The 16,473-nt window shown below is 42.6% G+C and carries 10 protein-coding genes; all 10 read left to right on the top strand.

The window, feature by feature from the left end; genetic code table 11:
• The first annotated feature begins 24 nt into the window (after nt 1-24).
• A complete protein-coding gene (locus AC1VOR_RS03950) occupies nt 25-1,863 on the top strand; it encodes a cache domain-containing sensor histidine kinase (RefSeq protein ID WP_482615965.1) in 1,839 nt (612 codons plus the stop codon).
• Nucleotides 1,856-3,457: a response regulator transcription factor gene (locus tag AC1VOR_RS03945; RefSeq protein ID WP_482615964.1), complete on the top strand. Its 1,602-nt coding sequence runs from the start codon at nt 1,856-1,858 to the stop codon at nt 3,455-3,457. Before AC1VOR_RS03950 ends, AC1VOR_RS03945 begins: the two co-directional genes overlap by 8 nt.
• A gap of 154 nt (nt 3,458-3,611) precedes the next feature.
• A complete protein-coding gene (locus tag AC1VOR_RS03940; RefSeq protein WP_482615963.1) occupies nt 3,612-4,895 on the top strand; it encodes an ABC transporter substrate-binding protein in 1,284 nt (427 codons plus the stop codon).
• 62 nt (nt 4,896-4,957) lie between these two features.
• A complete protein-coding gene (locus AC1VOR_RS03935) occupies nt 4,958-5,839 on the top strand; it encodes a carbohydrate ABC transporter permease (RefSeq protein ID WP_482615962.1) in 882 nt (293 codons plus the stop codon).
• A gap of 1 nt (nt 5,840) precedes the next feature.
• Nucleotides 5,841-6,671: a carbohydrate ABC transporter permease gene (locus AC1VOR_RS03930; protein WP_482615961.1), complete on the top strand. Its 831-nt coding sequence runs from the start codon at nt 5,841-5,843 to the stop codon at nt 6,669-6,671.
• A gap of 27 nt (nt 6,672-6,698) precedes the next feature.
• A complete protein-coding gene (locus tag AC1VOR_RS03925; RefSeq protein WP_482615960.1) occupies nt 6,699-8,204 on the top strand; it encodes an alpha-N-arabinofuranosidase in 1,506 nt (501 codons plus the stop codon).
• Nucleotides 8,205-8,217: 13 nt separating this feature from the next.
• Nucleotides 8,218-10,335: a glycoside hydrolase family 36 protein gene (locus AC1VOR_RS03920; RefSeq protein WP_482615959.1), complete on the top strand. Its 2,118-nt coding sequence runs from the start codon at nt 8,218-8,220 to the stop codon at nt 10,333-10,335.
• 24 nt (nt 10,336-10,359) lie between these two features.
• Complete coding sequence (locus AC1VOR_RS03915; protein ID WP_482615958.1) at nt 10,360-11,943, top strand: GH39 family glycosyl hydrolase; 1,584 nt, start codon at nt 10,360-10,362, stop codon at nt 11,941-11,943.
• Between the two features lie 243 nt (nt 11,944-12,186).
• A complete protein-coding gene (locus tag AC1VOR_RS03910) occupies nt 12,187-13,806 on the top strand; it encodes an ABC transporter substrate-binding protein (RefSeq protein WP_482615957.1) in 1,620 nt (539 codons plus the stop codon).
• 202 nt (nt 13,807-14,008) lie between these two features.
• Nucleotides 14,009-16,327, top strand: a complete 2,319-nt coding sequence (locus AC1VOR_RS03905; protein WP_482615956.1) for an AraC family transcriptional regulator — start codon at nt 14,009-14,011, stop codon at nt 16,325-16,327.
• The last annotated feature ends 146 nt before the right edge of the window (nt 16,328-16,473 follow it).

Below are 16,473 nucleotides of genomic sequence, written 5' to 3'. Positions count from 1 at the left end.
ACATTTTGAGTGTGGAGTGAGGTTATGGGTAAAAGCATTGAATGGTTTAGGAAGGCGCTGATGCCGCTTTGGCCAAGGATTACTCGCTTTCAAACCAAAATTATTGCGGTGTTTCTGTTAATTATCATTATTCCAATTTTGGCGGTCAGCCTCATCACTTTTCAAGTATATGAGGAGAGCCTGAAGGATAAAATCAGTGAATATTCCGGCAGACTGGCAGAACAGATGAATTCAAATATCGATACGTACATGAAGGATATCGATCGAATCTCTAAAACGCCTTATTATACTTCCAGCGTACAGAGTACTCTGAAGGCAATTAGCGACAACCCATCCAGCCCTCTGCTGCGCGATATTGAAACGGAAGATCGCATGAGGGCTTATCTGTTTTCCATCATGAATCAAAGGGAAGGGATATCTTCTGTTTTTTTGCTTGGCAATGATGGACGAGTGCTGTTTGCCAACACGCTAACTGGCGGTTATAGCGAAAGCTTTAATCCTCTGAGCTTGGGGTGGTTAAACGGACTGGAGAATAATGCGGGGGTCGTGACCGTTCCAACTCATAAGCAAAATTATGTGCGCAAGTCAGATTCTAATGGATTTTCCTATATTCGCGAAATTAAAGGAATCGGAACACAGACAACCATTGGTTATATGATGATCAATGTAGATACCGAAATTTTGAAAACGATTTTAAGAGGAGTTAGCTACCCATTTGACGGCGACGTGTCGGTGGTTCATCCGAATGGACAAATGATATATCGTTCTGGTGGGGAATATGTCGGACAGACGCTGGACCGACGCATTGACCAATTGTTGAAGGAGTCTAGTGGGCGAAAGGAAATCATCATGACTAGCGACGAGTATATGCTAGCTTCGAGCGACTCTTCTTTTACTGGCTTTAAAGTAATGACCAGTACTAAAACATCTTTAGTATTGAGCGATCTCTACGTTGTTCGGCAAATTTCAGTTTCATTGCTTTTGCTCATTCTGTTCGTTGCCTTTTTCTTTTCTGTTGTGCTTAGCTTTAATATTGTAAAACCCGTAAAAAAGCTGACCAGATTGATGAAAGAAGTCCAATTGGGCAATTTTAAAATACAGGCCGACTTTAAAACTCACGACGAATTTAATCATATGGCGCTTGGATTTAATCGTATGATTACTTATATAGACGAACTGATTGAAAGAGAATATAAAGCGAAGCTGAAAGAACGGGAAGCGGAGCTGAAAGCCTTGCAAAACCAGATCAATCCTCATTTTATATATAATACGCTTGAGAGCATCACTATGAAAGCAGAGATTAATGACGATGTGGAAGTAGCAGAAATGGTATCCACGTTCGGCAAGCTCTTCCGGTTTTCAATTCATCGTGGCCGAGAATTTGTCAAGCTGCGCGACGAGCTTGAATATGTTTGTGTTTATGTCAAAATTCAAAATATTCGCTTTAACCATCAAATTTATCTCGTATGTGAAGTTGGCTTATCGGAGTTGGATTGCTTGGTGCCCAAACTGTTGCTTCAGCCGCTTGTGGAAAATTCCATTCTTCATGCTTTTGATCGGAAGCATCCAATGACAATTCGAATTTCCGCAAACAGAATGGAAGCAGATCTCATTGTTAAGGTTGAGGATGATGGAAGAGGATTGGATAGAAAGCAACTGCGTGGTCTCCGTAAGGCCATCAATCAAGAATTTTCTAATTTGCATGAGCAGGGCATCGGACTGAGAAATGTGAATCAGAGAATCAAATTAAATTACGGAGTTCCCTACGAAATGTATATAGCTAGCGCAATTCAAATCGGAACGCGGATTGCTCTACGATTGCCTTATAATACCTCTTTGGAGGAGCAACCAGATAATGATTAGATTATTAATTGTAGACGATGAGCCTCTTATACGGGAGGGAATCCGCAAAATCATTAACCGGGATCATCATGGCTTTCAAATTGTCGGAGAAGCTGCTGATGGTGAAGAGGCCGAGAAAATGGCTGAAAAAGTACTTCCCCAAGTGATTATTACCGATGTCAGTATGCCGGAAATGAACGGGTTGACATTAATTGAACGGTTGCGTGAGCGGATGGGAAATGTCAAGTTCATCATTTTAAGCGGTTACGACGACTTTGCTTACGTTCGTCAGGCCCTGAGGAACGGGGTGCTTGATTATATGCTGAAGCCTATCAATAGCGCCGATTTGTATCAGATGTTGGACAAAGTGAAGGAGATTATTGATAGCGAAGCATTGGAGAACGGCCACCGCATCAGCCTTCGCAACCGTCTGAATGAGTCTCTTCGTTCAACTCGGGAGAAAGCGCTAAATAATGTAATCACCTTGAGAGGTTCTCACGATAGTGTCCAGCGGCTTGTGCAGAACCTTGAAACAGATGCGGGCGGAGAATCCCGATTCATGTTTGTCATAATTACTCCTAAATTGCTTGGGCAATATGCAAAAGCAAGGTGGCAGGGAAATAATGAACTTCTACTGGCCTCGCTGTACAATCTGTTGCAAGAGTATGTTGCGGAACTGAAGGGAATCGTGACTAAAGACGGAAAGCGGCTTCTTGTGCTTATAGACTTACTTGAGTCCGACGATATTGATCCGTATGGTTTCACTAAACGTTTAAGCGAATTGGCTGAGTACTATCTTAAGGTTCGTGTAGAGATTAGTGCAGGCCCCTTATTCAGCTCGCTTACCGATGTGTTCAATATATATTTACAAACGGAGAAAATGGAGAAGTCCAGGTTTTATACCCGGTATGAAGGACTTTTGCATGCAAATGAGGCTTTGCTTCCGGCCTTTAATGGCAATTTGCTTGGCATAATGGACTTGCACAAGGGGGTTATCGAAGCGGTAAGGCGTGCGGATCACAGCGCAGTTGGCAAAGCGCTGAACCATTTAGCAAGTGGCTTCCGCAGCCAAAATGTTGATCCGGATGAAGCAAGGAATTTTTGTGGAAATATGGTGAGAGATATATTGTTCGCCTTGAGTGAGGACGGTTACTCCATCGACGGAATTCGTTTTATCCCGGACAGCTTCACTAATGAGGCGAAAGCTTGTGGGGATATGGAAGAATTACAGCGCAAGCTTTATGATTCTTTATCCTATATTGCCAGTTTTCTGAATGCTAAGCATCACGACCATGAGCGGAAAATTATTGAAGTGGCTAAGCTGCATATTAAAGAAAATGCTCATAAGGATCTTCGCTTAGCTGATATCGCAGGTTTGGTATATGTTAGCCCCAAATACTTAAGCGATTTATTTAAAAAAGAGACGGGCATTAATTTTATTGATTTTCTTACGAACATCCGGATTGAGAAATCGAAGATACTGCTCAAGAGGCTTGATTTGAAAACATATGAAGTTGCACAAATGGTAGGTTATCAGAGCCCGAAACATTTCCTCAAGAAATTCAAAGGAGCGACCGGCATGACTCCGACTGAATATAGAGAGAGCCTAAAATAGGCTTTCTTTTTTTATGGAAAAAAGATACCATATCAGGATTTTGGGCCATATCTCCTCCGCGCGTCTTGCGATAAACTCAAGTCAAAGAGATGCGCATCTCTTCAAATTGCATAAAACAGGTAGCGAGCGAAATCACATTTGGGGGATGAAAGAGATGAAGAAATGGAGCATATTAACGGTAATGCTCGTGCTAATCACCACAGCTCTGGTAGGCTGCGGAGGAAGCGGCAAGCCTAGTTCAGCAGACAGTGATTCCAGGGAAGGCAACGGAACAGTGGCGACACTTAAGTTTTCGGGCTGGCTGGAAACAAGCCGCGAGGGCATGGAAGCGGTTGTGAATAAGTTCATGAGCGAGAATCCGAGTATAAAAGTAGAGCTGGAGTTTCTGGACACTCAACAGTATGACCAGGTGTATATGGCCAGAATGGCTTCCGGGGAAGGTTCCGATTTGATGGCTTTGCGCAACCAACTTGCGGACAAGCAGAATTATGTAAACGGTAACTACGTGGTATCTTTAAATGATCAGCCGGCTCTCTCCAATCTGATGGATGGTGTTGCCGAAATTGGCACATACGAGGGGAAGGTATTGGGGATTCCTGTGTATGCCGATGTTTGGGGACTTTGGTACAACAAAGACATATTAAAGGAATTGGGCCTTGAATATCCCAAATCGAGACCGGAGTTTATCACTGCAGCCGAGAAAATCAAGGTTTCGGGTAAAATCCCTGTATCTCAAGGGTTAAAAGACAATTGGAATGCTTTTAATGAGCTGTGGACATTCGGTTGGAGTAAAGTGGGCGACGATGATCCGGCTTTTTTTGACAAGGCTCAAAGCGGTGAAGTGAAATTTATAGACAATCCTGGAATAGCGGGCGGGTTTGAACATATCAAGGAATTTTATGACAAAGGGTTCTTTCAGAAAGATATGCTTGGAACTTCATGGGAGTCGGCACAACAAGCCTTTTTTAACGGGGACGCAGCTTTCCTTCCATCCGGCAGCTTTCTGCTATCAGATGTTCGCAAAGCTAGTCCAAACTTTGAAGTGGGATTTGCTAAAGCACCATATAAAGAAGTGGAGACCCCGCAAGATGAACTTACCGCAAATGGTGGTTATGGTTGGATGCTGGGTGTGAACGCTAACTCGAAACATCAGGAGGAAGCATTAAAGTTCCTTAATTTCTTTTTTGAACCGGAAAATTACACCTTATATTTGAATATGGCTAAGCAGACAGGTGCCATCGTTAAAGGAATTCAAGTGGATTTTGACCCATTAGCACCGGAAGTTCAGGCTGCCATTACTCATACGACTTCACTACATCCTGGAGTAGCTCAAGATGCTGCTCTCAATGGCGCTCAAGCCTTGATTGCGGGGCGGACGACACCGGAGAAAATCGTTGAGGATATGAACAGTATGACCCAACGGTCACTTAAAAAATAGCAGATATTGCCGGGGAGCCTTCGTGTAGGGCTCCTGTTATTTAGCTAAGGAGGTCAACTACCTTGAAAACTAAATTTACGTCCTGGGTAACGGGGTATGCGCTCATTATGCCTGGACTGATCTTAATAGGTATGTTTCTTATTTATCCTGTAATCATGACATTAATTTATAGCTTTACGAACTATGACGGATTTGACCCTAATTTGCATTTTATTGGTATTAAAAACTATGTCCAGCTTTTTAACGATGATCCTCTATTTTGGTCATCCCTTAAGAATAACGGCATTCTGCTATTAGTATGGAATACATTTGGGTTGGCAGTCTCGCTTGGCCTGGCCCTACTACTGAATAAAATTGCTGGTAGAAATATGTATCGTGCTGTTTTTTTCTTCCCGGTTGTTGTTAGTACTGTTGCGGCAGGATATATATGGACCTATCTATATGAACCTACCGGGATTCTCAACATGTTATTGAATCAAATTGGCTTGTCAGGAATTGATTGGCTGGGAAATCCGGATATTTCACTTTTTTCTGTTTTGATCGTTGATATCTGGAAAGGGCAAGGCAACAATATGATCCTGTTCCTGGCAGCCCTTCAGACGATTTCATCTGATATTTACGAAGCGGCAGACATCGATGGAGCAAAAGGGTGGCATAAATTCCGATTTATTACGCTTCCTTTATTGGCACCGATGACCCGAATGATTATTCTGTTGACAACTGTCGGCTGCATTAAGTCATTCGATTTGATTTTCGTTATGACTAACGGGGGACCCGCTTATGCGACAGATGTTATTACAACTCGAATATTCTCCGATGTGTTTGGCGGTAGCACCCATTTCTTCGGGTATGCTTCTGCAGAAACGGTCATTTTGTTCATTATTGTGTTGTTGCTGTCACTCATACAAATGCGACTGAGTCGCCGTAGCGGGGAGGTAAGTTGAGATGACTATTCGACGCCGTGTCGGTATGATCAGCTTGCATGTTTTACTTATCCTGGGCTCGTTTGCTACTTTCTTTCCGATTTTATTGATGATCATGAACTCTTTAAAGACACCGGAAGAAATTCGCAAATCTCCCATTTCAATCCCCAAGGGTTTGTACTTTCATAACTATGTAGAGGTGTGGCAGAAGGCCAATTTTGGACGTCTGTTCATGAATAGTACCATCGTAACGCTTTTCACTCTGCTGCTGATTTACATTGTGGGAGCGCTTGCTGCTTACAGCTTTGCACGTATTCGTTTTAAAGGTAAAGATTTTTTCTATATTTTGTTCTTAAGCGGTATTATGTTCCCAGTACAAATCGCCATCATACCCTTATTCAAAATGGTTACGCAGCTTCATCTGGTCAACCACCCACTTAGCATCATTCTTGTGGATGCCACGTTTGGTTTGCCGATGGCTGTGTTTATCATAACAACCTTTATACGAGGATTATCTATTGAAATTGAAGAATCAGCCCGAATTGATGGGTGCGGTACGCTGGGCACTCTGTTCCGAATCGTGCTGCCATTGGTTCGTCCAGCTTCAACAACTGTGCTGATTATTAATGCCATCTATGTCTGGAACGATTTGTTGTTGCCAGTTATTTTTATGACGGCAGACAAATCCAAGACTCTACCAGCCGGATTGATGTACTTTACTGGGCAGTATGTAAGTCAGTGGGAGTACATCACGGCAGCCATTGTCATTATGAGTTTGCCTATTATGATTTTCTATTTGTTCATGCAGAAAGATATCATTAATGGTTTAAGTGCGGGGGCGGTCAAAGGATAGTTAATTACGATTTGGAGGTAAAGAAGAATGATTCGTTTGCAGATTAATAAAGATCGGACTATTGGTGTGGTTGAGCCAAACTTGTTTGGAAGTTTTATTGAAAATCTGCACCGGTGCATTTATGGTGGGGTGTACGATCCGGCTAGTTCGGTGGCCGATGAAGATGGATTCCGCCGGGACGTTATAGAAGCTACACAAAAAATGGGCATCACGAATGTACGCTTTCCCGGGGGGTGTTACGCTCCCTATTATCACTGGAAAGATGGAATCGGCCCATTGGAGAATCGCCCACTTACTCGTTATCGGGCCAACGAGGATTGGCCTGCCTCTAATGCCTTTGGTACTGACGAGTTTGTCCGCTGGTGTCGTAAAATCGATGCGGAGCCCTATATTTGTGTCAATATGGGGAGCGGAACACCGGAGGAAGCGAGGGATTGGGTGGAGTATTGTAACGGAAAGGCTGGCAGCCGCTGGACGGATCTGAGGATTGCAAATGGTCAAGAGGCTCCCTACGCAGTAAAATATTGGGCGCTAGGCAACGAAATTAGTGCTCCATGGGAGTTTGGCTATACGGATACTCCGGAGGAATACATCCGCCGTGCCCGGGATTTCGCCATGGCAATGAAGGCGGCAGATCCATCGATTAAATTGGTGATTTCAGGAGCTCATTTTCCGATTGATTTTCCTCATCGTAATTGGAATAGACAAGTACTTGATGCCCTGTTTGATTATACGGATTACATCAGTATTCATCACTATATCGGGCATGATTATAAAGATTACATTATGGATAAATGGCAGACGATGGGGAATGAGAGGGTTCACTTAAAACTGACGGAGTACATGCTTCTGCTGGAAGATGCCTATCGTTTGCTTCGTGAAGATATTCGATTGATTCAACATGAGAAGAATCGGTTTAAGGAGATTCATGTTGCACTTGATGAATATAATCCCTGGTACAAAACTGATGGTTTAGAGGATGAGTTGGTGGAACCATATAATTTGAGCGATAGTTTGCTGGTTGGTTCTTATTTCAATATTTTCCTACGTCATGCGGATGTTGCTGCAATATCAAATATGGCCCAGTTAGTCAATACATTGCCGGCAATGGTTTGTGAAAGCGGAGGGGAAAAGTTCTACCGTCAAGGTATCTCTTATGTTCAGGAAATGTTTACCCTCAATAAAGGTAATATGGCAGTGGATGCTTGGATTAATTCACCGAAGTATACCGGGGAGTATTACCCGGAAGTACCGTACCTGGATGTATCCGCAAGCTATGGGGAGGCGGAACGCATCGTGGTCATCAACATCATTAACCGACATACTCACGATACTTATACCGTCCATTTGGAAATGTCCGGGGAGCAGTTTGAATTTATGGACGGTCAATTGTTTGGAGACAAGGATATAGCTGCCATCAATTCATTTGAATCTCCGCAAGAAGTGGGCATTAGTCAAGCTCTTGACCCGGGCGGACCGGTAGTGACGATACCCCCACTGACTTTGGGAGTATACAGATTCAAAATAGGCTAGGAGGAGGATAACAATGAATACCATACGGATTGAGGAAAATGGTCTGCGGGTACTCTTTGAAGTCACCGATACAGGAGAAGTATTGCTGCTGCATTTTTCCACGCTTCCGTTTACAGAAGCTACACTTAAGGGAGACCAACAAAAGAGCAGGTTCCTCGCGGTCGAACTACAACTGGCAGGTGAAAATCATGATGGGCATCACGGAGCCAAGCACCTGGAGACATTACCGGGGAAAAGGTTGAGATACGCCAACCATAAACTTGATCCAAATGAAACGGGAACCAAGCTAGAATTGACACTGTTTGATGAGACTGGTTTGGAAGTCACGGCTCACTGGCAATTTTTTGATGGTCTCCCTATCATCCGTTGTTATAATACCGTGGTGAACAAGGGTTCTAAACCTTTGACGATGGAGTATGTCTCCTCATTTGCACTTACTGGTCTGGCCAAGGAGGGGAGGCAAAACTGGGGGGACAAAATGAGAATTCATCTGCCGCATAACTCATGGTATGGTGAATTACAGTGGCGCAATTATGGTCTGCCAGAACTTGGCCTTACACCGGTCAATCGATTTACCACCAAACGAATAGCTGCTACGAATACGGGATCATGGTCAACCGGAGAGTATTTGCCGCTGGGTTGCTTGGAGAATCAAGAGGCAGGAACAAGCCTCTTCTGGCAAATCGAGCATAATGGATCATGGCACTGGGAAATAGGCGATCATTTTTATCGCGATATTGATGATGCAGGTACAGACGAAGGGCATTTGTATCTTAGAGCCGGGGGACCAACGGAAAGAGAAAACCATTGGTGGAAGCAGCTTCAGCCCGGAGATAAATTTACAACCGTCCCTGTCGCGGTTGGAGCTGTGCAGGGGGGGCTAGAGAGCGCAGCACAGGTACTTACACATTATCGTCGGATCATTCGGCACCCTCATCGAGACAATCATGAAATGCCAGTTATTTTTAATGATTTTATGAACTGCTTGTTTGGCGATCCTACTTCGGAGAAGTTGTATCCGTTAATTGATGCCGCTGCAGAAGTAGGTTGTGAAGTTTTTTGTATTGATGCGGGTTGGTATGCCGATGGAGAATGGTGGGATGAGGTTGGTGAGTGGCTTCCGTCTGCAAGGCGTTTCCCAGAAGGTCTGGATACGGTTGTGGAATATATCCGTTCCCGAAGCATGTTACCCGGATTGTGGCTGGAAATCGAAGTAATAGGGGTGAGATGCCCGTTAGCAGAGCAATTGCCGAACGACTGGTTTTTTTGTCGGCATGGGAGAAGAGTCGTTGACAATGGTAGATATCAGCTTGATTTTCGTAATGAAGAAGTCTGCCGTCACGCCGACGGAATTATTGATCGCTTAGTACTCCAGTATGGAGTTGGGTATATTAAGATGGATTACAATATTAATATCGGGGTAGGTACTGAAGTGGCTGCTGAGAGTTGGGGAGAAGGCTTACTTCAGCATAACCGCGCTTACTTGCGATGGATAGAGTCAATATTTGAACGCTATCCTGATTTGATTATTGAGCATTGTAGCAGTGGCGGAATGCGGATGGACTATGCTATGCTACAACGCCATTCAATTGCCTCAGTTAGTGATCAGACTGATTATCGTAAGCTAGCCCTCATCGCGGCGGCTGCGCCAACGGGAATAACCCCCGAGCAGGCAGCAATTTGGTCATATCCGTTAGAAACAGGTGATGAAGAAGAGACGGTATTTAATATGGTTAATGCGCTATTACTTCGAATTCATCAAAGCGGGCATTTGGCAAACATCGCTCCGAGTCGAAAGAAACTTATCAAAGAAGCAATTGCTTACTACAAAATGATTCGTGAGGATATAGCGGACGCGGTTCCTTTCTGGCCACTTGGTTTACCACAGCATGACAATCAATGGGCTGCCCTTGGCTTAATTTGTAGTGAAAAAACGTTGCTTGCTATTTGGAGGCTTGGTGGGGAGCCGGAAGCAGATTTCCCAATCTCGCACCTATGTGGACAGCAAGTCAACCTCTTCTGTGCTTATCCGAAAGGCGGCGGTCAAGGCTCTTGGAATAAGGAGAGGGGAACTTTGAAAGTTCGTCTGGATCAGCCTAATACAGCAAGGTTATTTGAATTAACAAAATAAAGAAAAACAGGAGGGGAATTATTGATGAATCGTACCATTTCTATCGTTTCGGCAGCTACGGCTCCGGGGGTTCCACTAAACCATTACTGGAGTAAGTGTGTTGGTGCAGGACGGGCTCACGAAGGACTTCGGGCTAATTGGCTGGAACAGCTAAAACTGGTTGTGGAAGAATGCGGCTTTAAATATATTCGTTTTCATGGGTTACTCCATGATGATATGTGTGTTTATAGAGAAGTTGACGGACAAGCCGTATATAATTGGCAATATATTGATGAGCTTTTTGATCGACTAATAGATATCGGGATTCGTCCTTTCGTGGAGTTTGGCTTCTGTCCCAAGGATATGGCATCAGGAAGTGGGAAGCAGTTTTGGTGGCAGGGAAACGTCAGTCCCCCTAAAAGCTATGATGACTGGGCGGAACTGATTAAGCGCCTTGTGAGCCACTGGGCGGATCGATATGGATTGGAAGAAACTCGGTCTTGGTACTATGAGGTCTGGAACGAGCCTAATCTGCATCCCTTCTGGAATGGCTCGCGAAGCGAGTACTTCAAGTTGTATAAATCGACAGCGATGGCTGTCAAATCGATAGACAGTCAACTTCGGATAGGTGGTCCTGCTACAAGCAATTTTGTTCCCGATGACCGTTTTTCCGGAGAAGTGGAGGACACTGCGAAGCACATGACTTTCCGTGATGCACGTGTAGATGAGGCGGATTGGCGTCCCGTATGGGTGCGGGAATTTCTCGACTATTGCAAAGAGGAGGAATTGCCGATTGATTTTATCTCGGCCCATCCTTATCCTACCGATTTTGCTTTGGACGGCTTTGGTAGCATGCAAGGGTTTAGCAGAAAGGTAGATTCGACTCGGCAGGACTTGGCACTACTTCGTAATATGGTCTCTGAAAGTGCCTACCCTAAAGCAGAGATTCATTTGACTGAATGGAGTTCGAGCCCATCGCCACGTGACCATAGTCATGACCGATTACCGGCGGCTGCATATGTGGCTAAGGCGAATTTGGCTGCGTCAGGTCTTGTAGACTCATTGTCTTATTGGACATTTACCGATGTGTTCGAGGAAGGAGGGGCTGGGGACTCCATCTTCCACGGTGGATTTGGCATGATTAATTTTCAAGGAATTGTGAAACCTACCTTTCATGCCTACCGAATGCTACATCAATTGGGTGACGAGCAGCTATATCAAGGGGAGAAGGGGACAATTACTCGCCATCGTCAAAACGGCAAGATTTCAGCTTTGCTCTATCATTATGATACAGAAGCCATCCCGATGGCTGTACCTTTTGCTGTAGCCAAGGAGACAGCAGAAAATGTTCAAAACCAGGGTAAGGCAATAAAGCTTCGTGTAGAACTGAATGAATTGGCTCCCAATGCGCTCTTTGCTGTAGAGACGTTAGACCGGGAGCATGGGTACGCCTTGCCAACCTGGGAGGAGATGGGAGCTCCGGAGCCTCCTACAAGGGAGCAGACGAGACACTTGCGCCAAATTGCCAGACATACGGATTTAACTTATGTTAGGGCTGACTCGACAGGAAAGCTAATTATTGAATTTACGATTCAGCCGTGGACGCTTGTATCTATGAATGAACAGTAAGAAGAGTAAAGAGTGCGTTTATCCCGCTTCGGATAAGCACACTCTTTTTATAACAGGGCTTAGAAGGTGCTTTTACGAAACAATAAGAACCTTACAATTATAAAACTGTAGAAAAATAAGATTCTATGGTGTTTAAGACGAATGAAATATGGTTATACACAAAATTTATTCTAGCTCTTTTTGTATGAACCATACATAATAAAAGCGTTAAATGAAAGCGTTTAAATAAGGGAGGTTAGATCCATGAGTAACAAAAGAATGAAAAGAACGGTTATATTGTTGCTGGCTATGATCATGCTTATTTCTATTACCGCCTGTAGTAGCAACAATTCCGTAAGCAATGAGGTAGCCAGTAACAATGGAGCTACAAAGTCTGATGAGAAGCTGGATCCAGTAGTATTAAAATTCATGCTGTTTGGAGAAAAGCCGAAGGAATTGGAAAAAATCTTAACCAGATTTGAAGAACTCACCAAGGATACCCTGAACACAAAAGTGGATATCGAATGGAACTCAAATACTGACCACAAACAAAAATTGAAACTTAGGATGGCTGCTGGCGAAGTAGTGGATGTGGCATTTGACGCGTCTTGGGGGAGCTTGTATCCAAATGTAAGCCAAGGTTTTTATCAAAAGTTGGATAAATACTTCAATAATGATGAATATCCTGGCTTGAAGAACGCATTTAGTGAGGAATTTCTAGAAAGTAACAAAATCGATGGACATATTTATGCTATTCCATTTACTCAGTATTATTATGATATTCCGGTGGTTTTGGTCCGTAAAGATTTGCGGGAGAAATATGGACTGGATCCTATCAAAAGCTATGATGAGCTAGCCATTTACCTAGACAAGGTAAAAGAAAACGAAAAAAAGATGATACCTCTGGCTCTGACTGGAAGAAGAGGGTTTCAAACGATGTTCGACAAAGAACATCGCAAGGATAGAATGACATTGATCAGCGGAGTGGGGCTTCCGATTAAAGTCATGATGTCTGAAGATGGAAAGAAGGTACTAAACGCTGTGGTACAAGGCGATCCCGCTTCTATGTATGAAGATTTCCCGGCCCCTTTTAATGATTCTGAATATGTCTGGTATGAACAAATGGATAAGTTTGCTGAATGGAATCAAAAATATGTTCAGAAGGATGCGCTGAGTGAACAGGACTCGACAGCATTGTTCGTCAGTGGAAAAGGAGCGGCTACTGAAGGAACGATCAGTGGTATGGCATCTATTCGAGATCGGTTGCAATCCGCTATCCCTGGTGCAGATGTTGAACCATTTATTATGCAAGATTCAATCCGTAATATGGAGAAAGAAGCCATGGGTGTAACCTATAAAGCATGGAATAACATTGTCATTCCTACAACATCCAAAAATATCGATCGCACGATGAAATTCATCGATTGGGTATTCCAAAATCAGGAGAATCATGATTTGTTCGAATTGGGTATCGAAGGGGAACATTGGATTAAAGAAAATGACAACAAGTATAAAATGACCGATAAAACGGCAAATTACATTTTCCCGTCTTACGAATTAACCATGAATCCGAAGATGTCAAGAATAAATGCGGACAATGATGAGGAAACCTTGAAATATTTAGAATATTCAGCGCAAGAAGATAGCTATTATCGCCTTCCGCTATCTGGATTTGTATTTGACAGCGAACTAGTCAAAACGGAAATTGCAAAAATCTCACCCAAGAATACAGAATATGATCAAATCACGAAACTTGGTGCAGACCCAGACTGGAGAGCATATACAGAGAAATATTACAAAGAAATTAAAGCGTTGGGATTGGAAACTTTAAGAGCTGAATTCATTAAACAGGCCCAGAGCTACCTGGATGCAGGTGGGAAATAGTGTATAAGTTATCATGAATTGTTTGAGGGCGGTCCAGATTTTTTGGACCGCTTTTCGTTCGAGACTCCCTTCGAGAAGTGTGGATTATATAGATAACGTTATATTTTAAAGTAGGCAATTCAAGCAATTGCAGTTATTTTTAAATATATAGTAGGATTTAGAAATAGAATGGAATTCAAGACAGAGGCGGGGGGAGTATGGTATGAAAATATTGCGTAATTTCTGGATTACACGCAAAATGCTACTTAAAATGATTTTTACCTATTCAATTGTTTCTTTTATTGTGCTTGGAGCGTTCTCTTATACTATAGTGGATAAAGTTTCTTATAACTTAACTGAGGATATCAACCAATCTGCAGATCGAATGACGGTACAGTCCTATAATACGGCAGATAACCTTCTCTCATCTACATATAATTATTTTGCTTCTGTATTTGTTCGTAACCAGGATGTTTATTATGCGATGTACGGAAAACAATTCACTTCTCGAGAGATGTATAGATTCAGTAAATTATTAAATGAATTAAAGGCAGCTAATCCTTTAATTAAATCGATTTATATTTATAATATGGAACATAATTACGTTTTTTCATCTGAAGCGAGTTCCCAGACCATCGATGATTTTTTTGATAAGCAAATGACAACTATGTTGTCAGGTGAGGATTTGCATAAACAAAGCATATTTATTCCTCGACGGTTTCAAGGCATGAAGGAAGACAGCGTTATTGATAATCAGCTAATTTCAATTATTTACTCCGAAACAAAAAAAGCAGGAACTGTGGAGGGGGCTATGGTTCTGAATCTGGATCAAGAACTGCTGCAAAAGATGGTTTCTATTGGAAGCACTGAAAGCTCAATTCAATCATTTATTGTGAACCGGAGTGGGGATATTATCTCGCACACTGACAGCAAGATGTTCGAGAAAAATGTAAGCGAATACAAAGTTATGGTTACTATTCTTTCAAGCCAAAACAGTCATGGCAATTTTATCGAGGATATTGATGGAAAAAGTTCATTTATCTCTTATGTCAAATCTGAACGATTAGGTTGGGTTTTCATAAGCACCGCGGAGTATGACAACATGTTGGTTAAGGTAAACAAGCTCAAGTATTACATTTTGACAGTAACCCTTTTATTTGTGGGCACAGCAGTCATTCTGGCTATCTTCTCAGTTCGAATGTTGTACCGTCCGATATCTCAGTTGATTAAGCGCTTTGGCTCTTCTTTTATGAGTGAGAAAATGCCGCCACTCAGCGAATATGATTTCATGTTACATTCCTTTCAGAAGCTAGAGGGCCGAATTTATGATTTGAAGAAGGATATTAGCAGTTATTTACCAGCCAAGAAGAAGGAAGTATTGCAATCAATGATGCGTTCCGGAGTGCCCTCCCATCCAACTGATTCTGAATTGGTGGACGTAGGGCTTATGCTGGAGGGGAATCGATATCAGATTGTATTGTTAAGAATCGATGATTATGAACAACAATTTCAACGATATGATCAGGCGGATATTTCACTGTTTAAATATGCAATTTCTAATATTTCCGAGGAGATTATTCAAACGAAGTGTGGTGTGGAAATATGGACTGATAACGATGATGCTATTGGTTTGTTATTACACTGGAATGAGGAAGAGTCTGCCGCTCTTCCAAGCAATATGTATCCGTTACTTAAAAGCCTGCAAGAAAATGTTTCTCATTATCTTCAAATTAGTGTGACGGTAGCGAGTGGTTCCCAGGTATCAGAACTGGCGCAACTGCCTATGTCTTATCATTTAGCCTATCAGTCCTCACGCTATCGTTTGATGTACGGGCCAGGCTCAATCATTCGGCATGAAGACCATTGTTTGGAATTTGCCCAAAATGACTACCCCATTCAACTGGAGAAATTGATTACAGACCATATGCGGCTTGGTGAACAAGCCAAAGTGGAGCAACTCGTCGAGAGCTTCTTTAATGAACTGAAAGTCTGTAAGTACGATGAAATTATGCTTTACGTCTATCAATTAGCAGTAATGACTTTAAGGGCAGCCAGCGATATGGTTAGCGAAAGTGAGTTGACTCGTAGTGGAATGTTGTTTTTGCCAGAAACCATTATAAATTGTGAAACTTTAAATGAAATGCAGCAATTTTTTCTGCAAAGTTGTAGTGAAATCATTAAATTACGTGATCAACGGTCCTGTGAGAGCAACACCAAAATCGTGAGTATGATTCAACAGTATATCGTTGACAACTACACCAATCCTGACTTGTCTGCTGATGTGTTGGCCAGTCAGGTGAGAATGTCTACAAATTACCTGAGAAAACTGTTCAAAGATCATACGGGGAGTACTATTTCTCATTACATTACGGATATTCGCTTTGAAAAGGCCAAACAATTGCTTCTCGAAACGGATCATTCGGCGGGAAAGGTAGGAGAAATGGTGGGCATTTCTAACACAAATTACTTTTATGCTTCATTTAAGAAATATGTAGGGATGTCACCCGTGCACTTTCGCAAAGAACACAAGCTTCAGGGTTAAGGTGGATTTCTGATTTAGAGTAAAAATTAATATTTATTGCATTGAAATGAGCTTATTTATACATTTATGAGGATATTAAGGGTTTCGAAAAAGCGCTTACAAGATAAAATATTGGGTGTTTACGCTACTCATATCTTTTTTATAGA

It is taken from the genome of Paenibacillus sp. 1SOY10 (assembly GCF_056836745.1).
The sequence above is the reverse complement of the archived record's forward strand: the minus strand, read 5'-3'. Positions and strand labels throughout refer to the sequence as shown.

What these genes read in the sequence shown, in the direction of transcription:
- AC1VOR_RS03950 (WP_482615965.1), top strand. Translation starts at nt 25, where the DNA reads ATGGGTAAAAGCATTGAATGGTTTAGGAAGGCGCTGATGCCGCTTTGG.
- AC1VOR_RS03945 (WP_482615964.1), top strand. Translation starts at nt 1,856, where the DNA reads ATGATTAGATTATTAATTGTAGACGATGAGCCTCTTATACGGGAGGGA.
- AC1VOR_RS03940 (WP_482615963.1), top strand. Translation starts at nt 3,612, where the DNA reads ATGAAGAAATGGAGCATATTAACGGTAATGCTCGTGCTAATCACCACA.
- AC1VOR_RS03930 (WP_482615961.1), top strand. Translation starts at nt 5,841, where the DNA reads ATGACTATTCGACGCCGTGTCGGTATGATCAGCTTGCATGTTTTACTT.
- AC1VOR_RS03925 (WP_482615960.1), top strand. Translation starts at nt 6,699, where the DNA reads ATGATTCGTTTGCAGATTAATAAAGATCGGACTATTGGTGTGGTTGAG.
- AC1VOR_RS03920 (WP_482615959.1), top strand. Translation starts at nt 8,218, where the DNA reads ATGAATACCATACGGATTGAGGAAAATGGTCTGCGGGTACTCTTTGAA.
- AC1VOR_RS03915 (WP_482615958.1), top strand. Translation starts at nt 10,360, where the DNA reads ATGAATCGTACCATTTCTATCGTTTCGGCAGCTACGGCTCCGGGGGTT.
- AC1VOR_RS03910 (WP_482615957.1), top strand. Translation starts at nt 12,187, where the DNA reads ATGAGTAACAAAAGAATGAAAAGAACGGTTATATTGTTGCTGGCTATG.
- AC1VOR_RS03905 (WP_482615956.1), top strand. Translation starts at nt 14,009, where the DNA reads ATGAAAATATTGCGTAATTTCTGGATTACACGCAAAATGCTACTTAAA.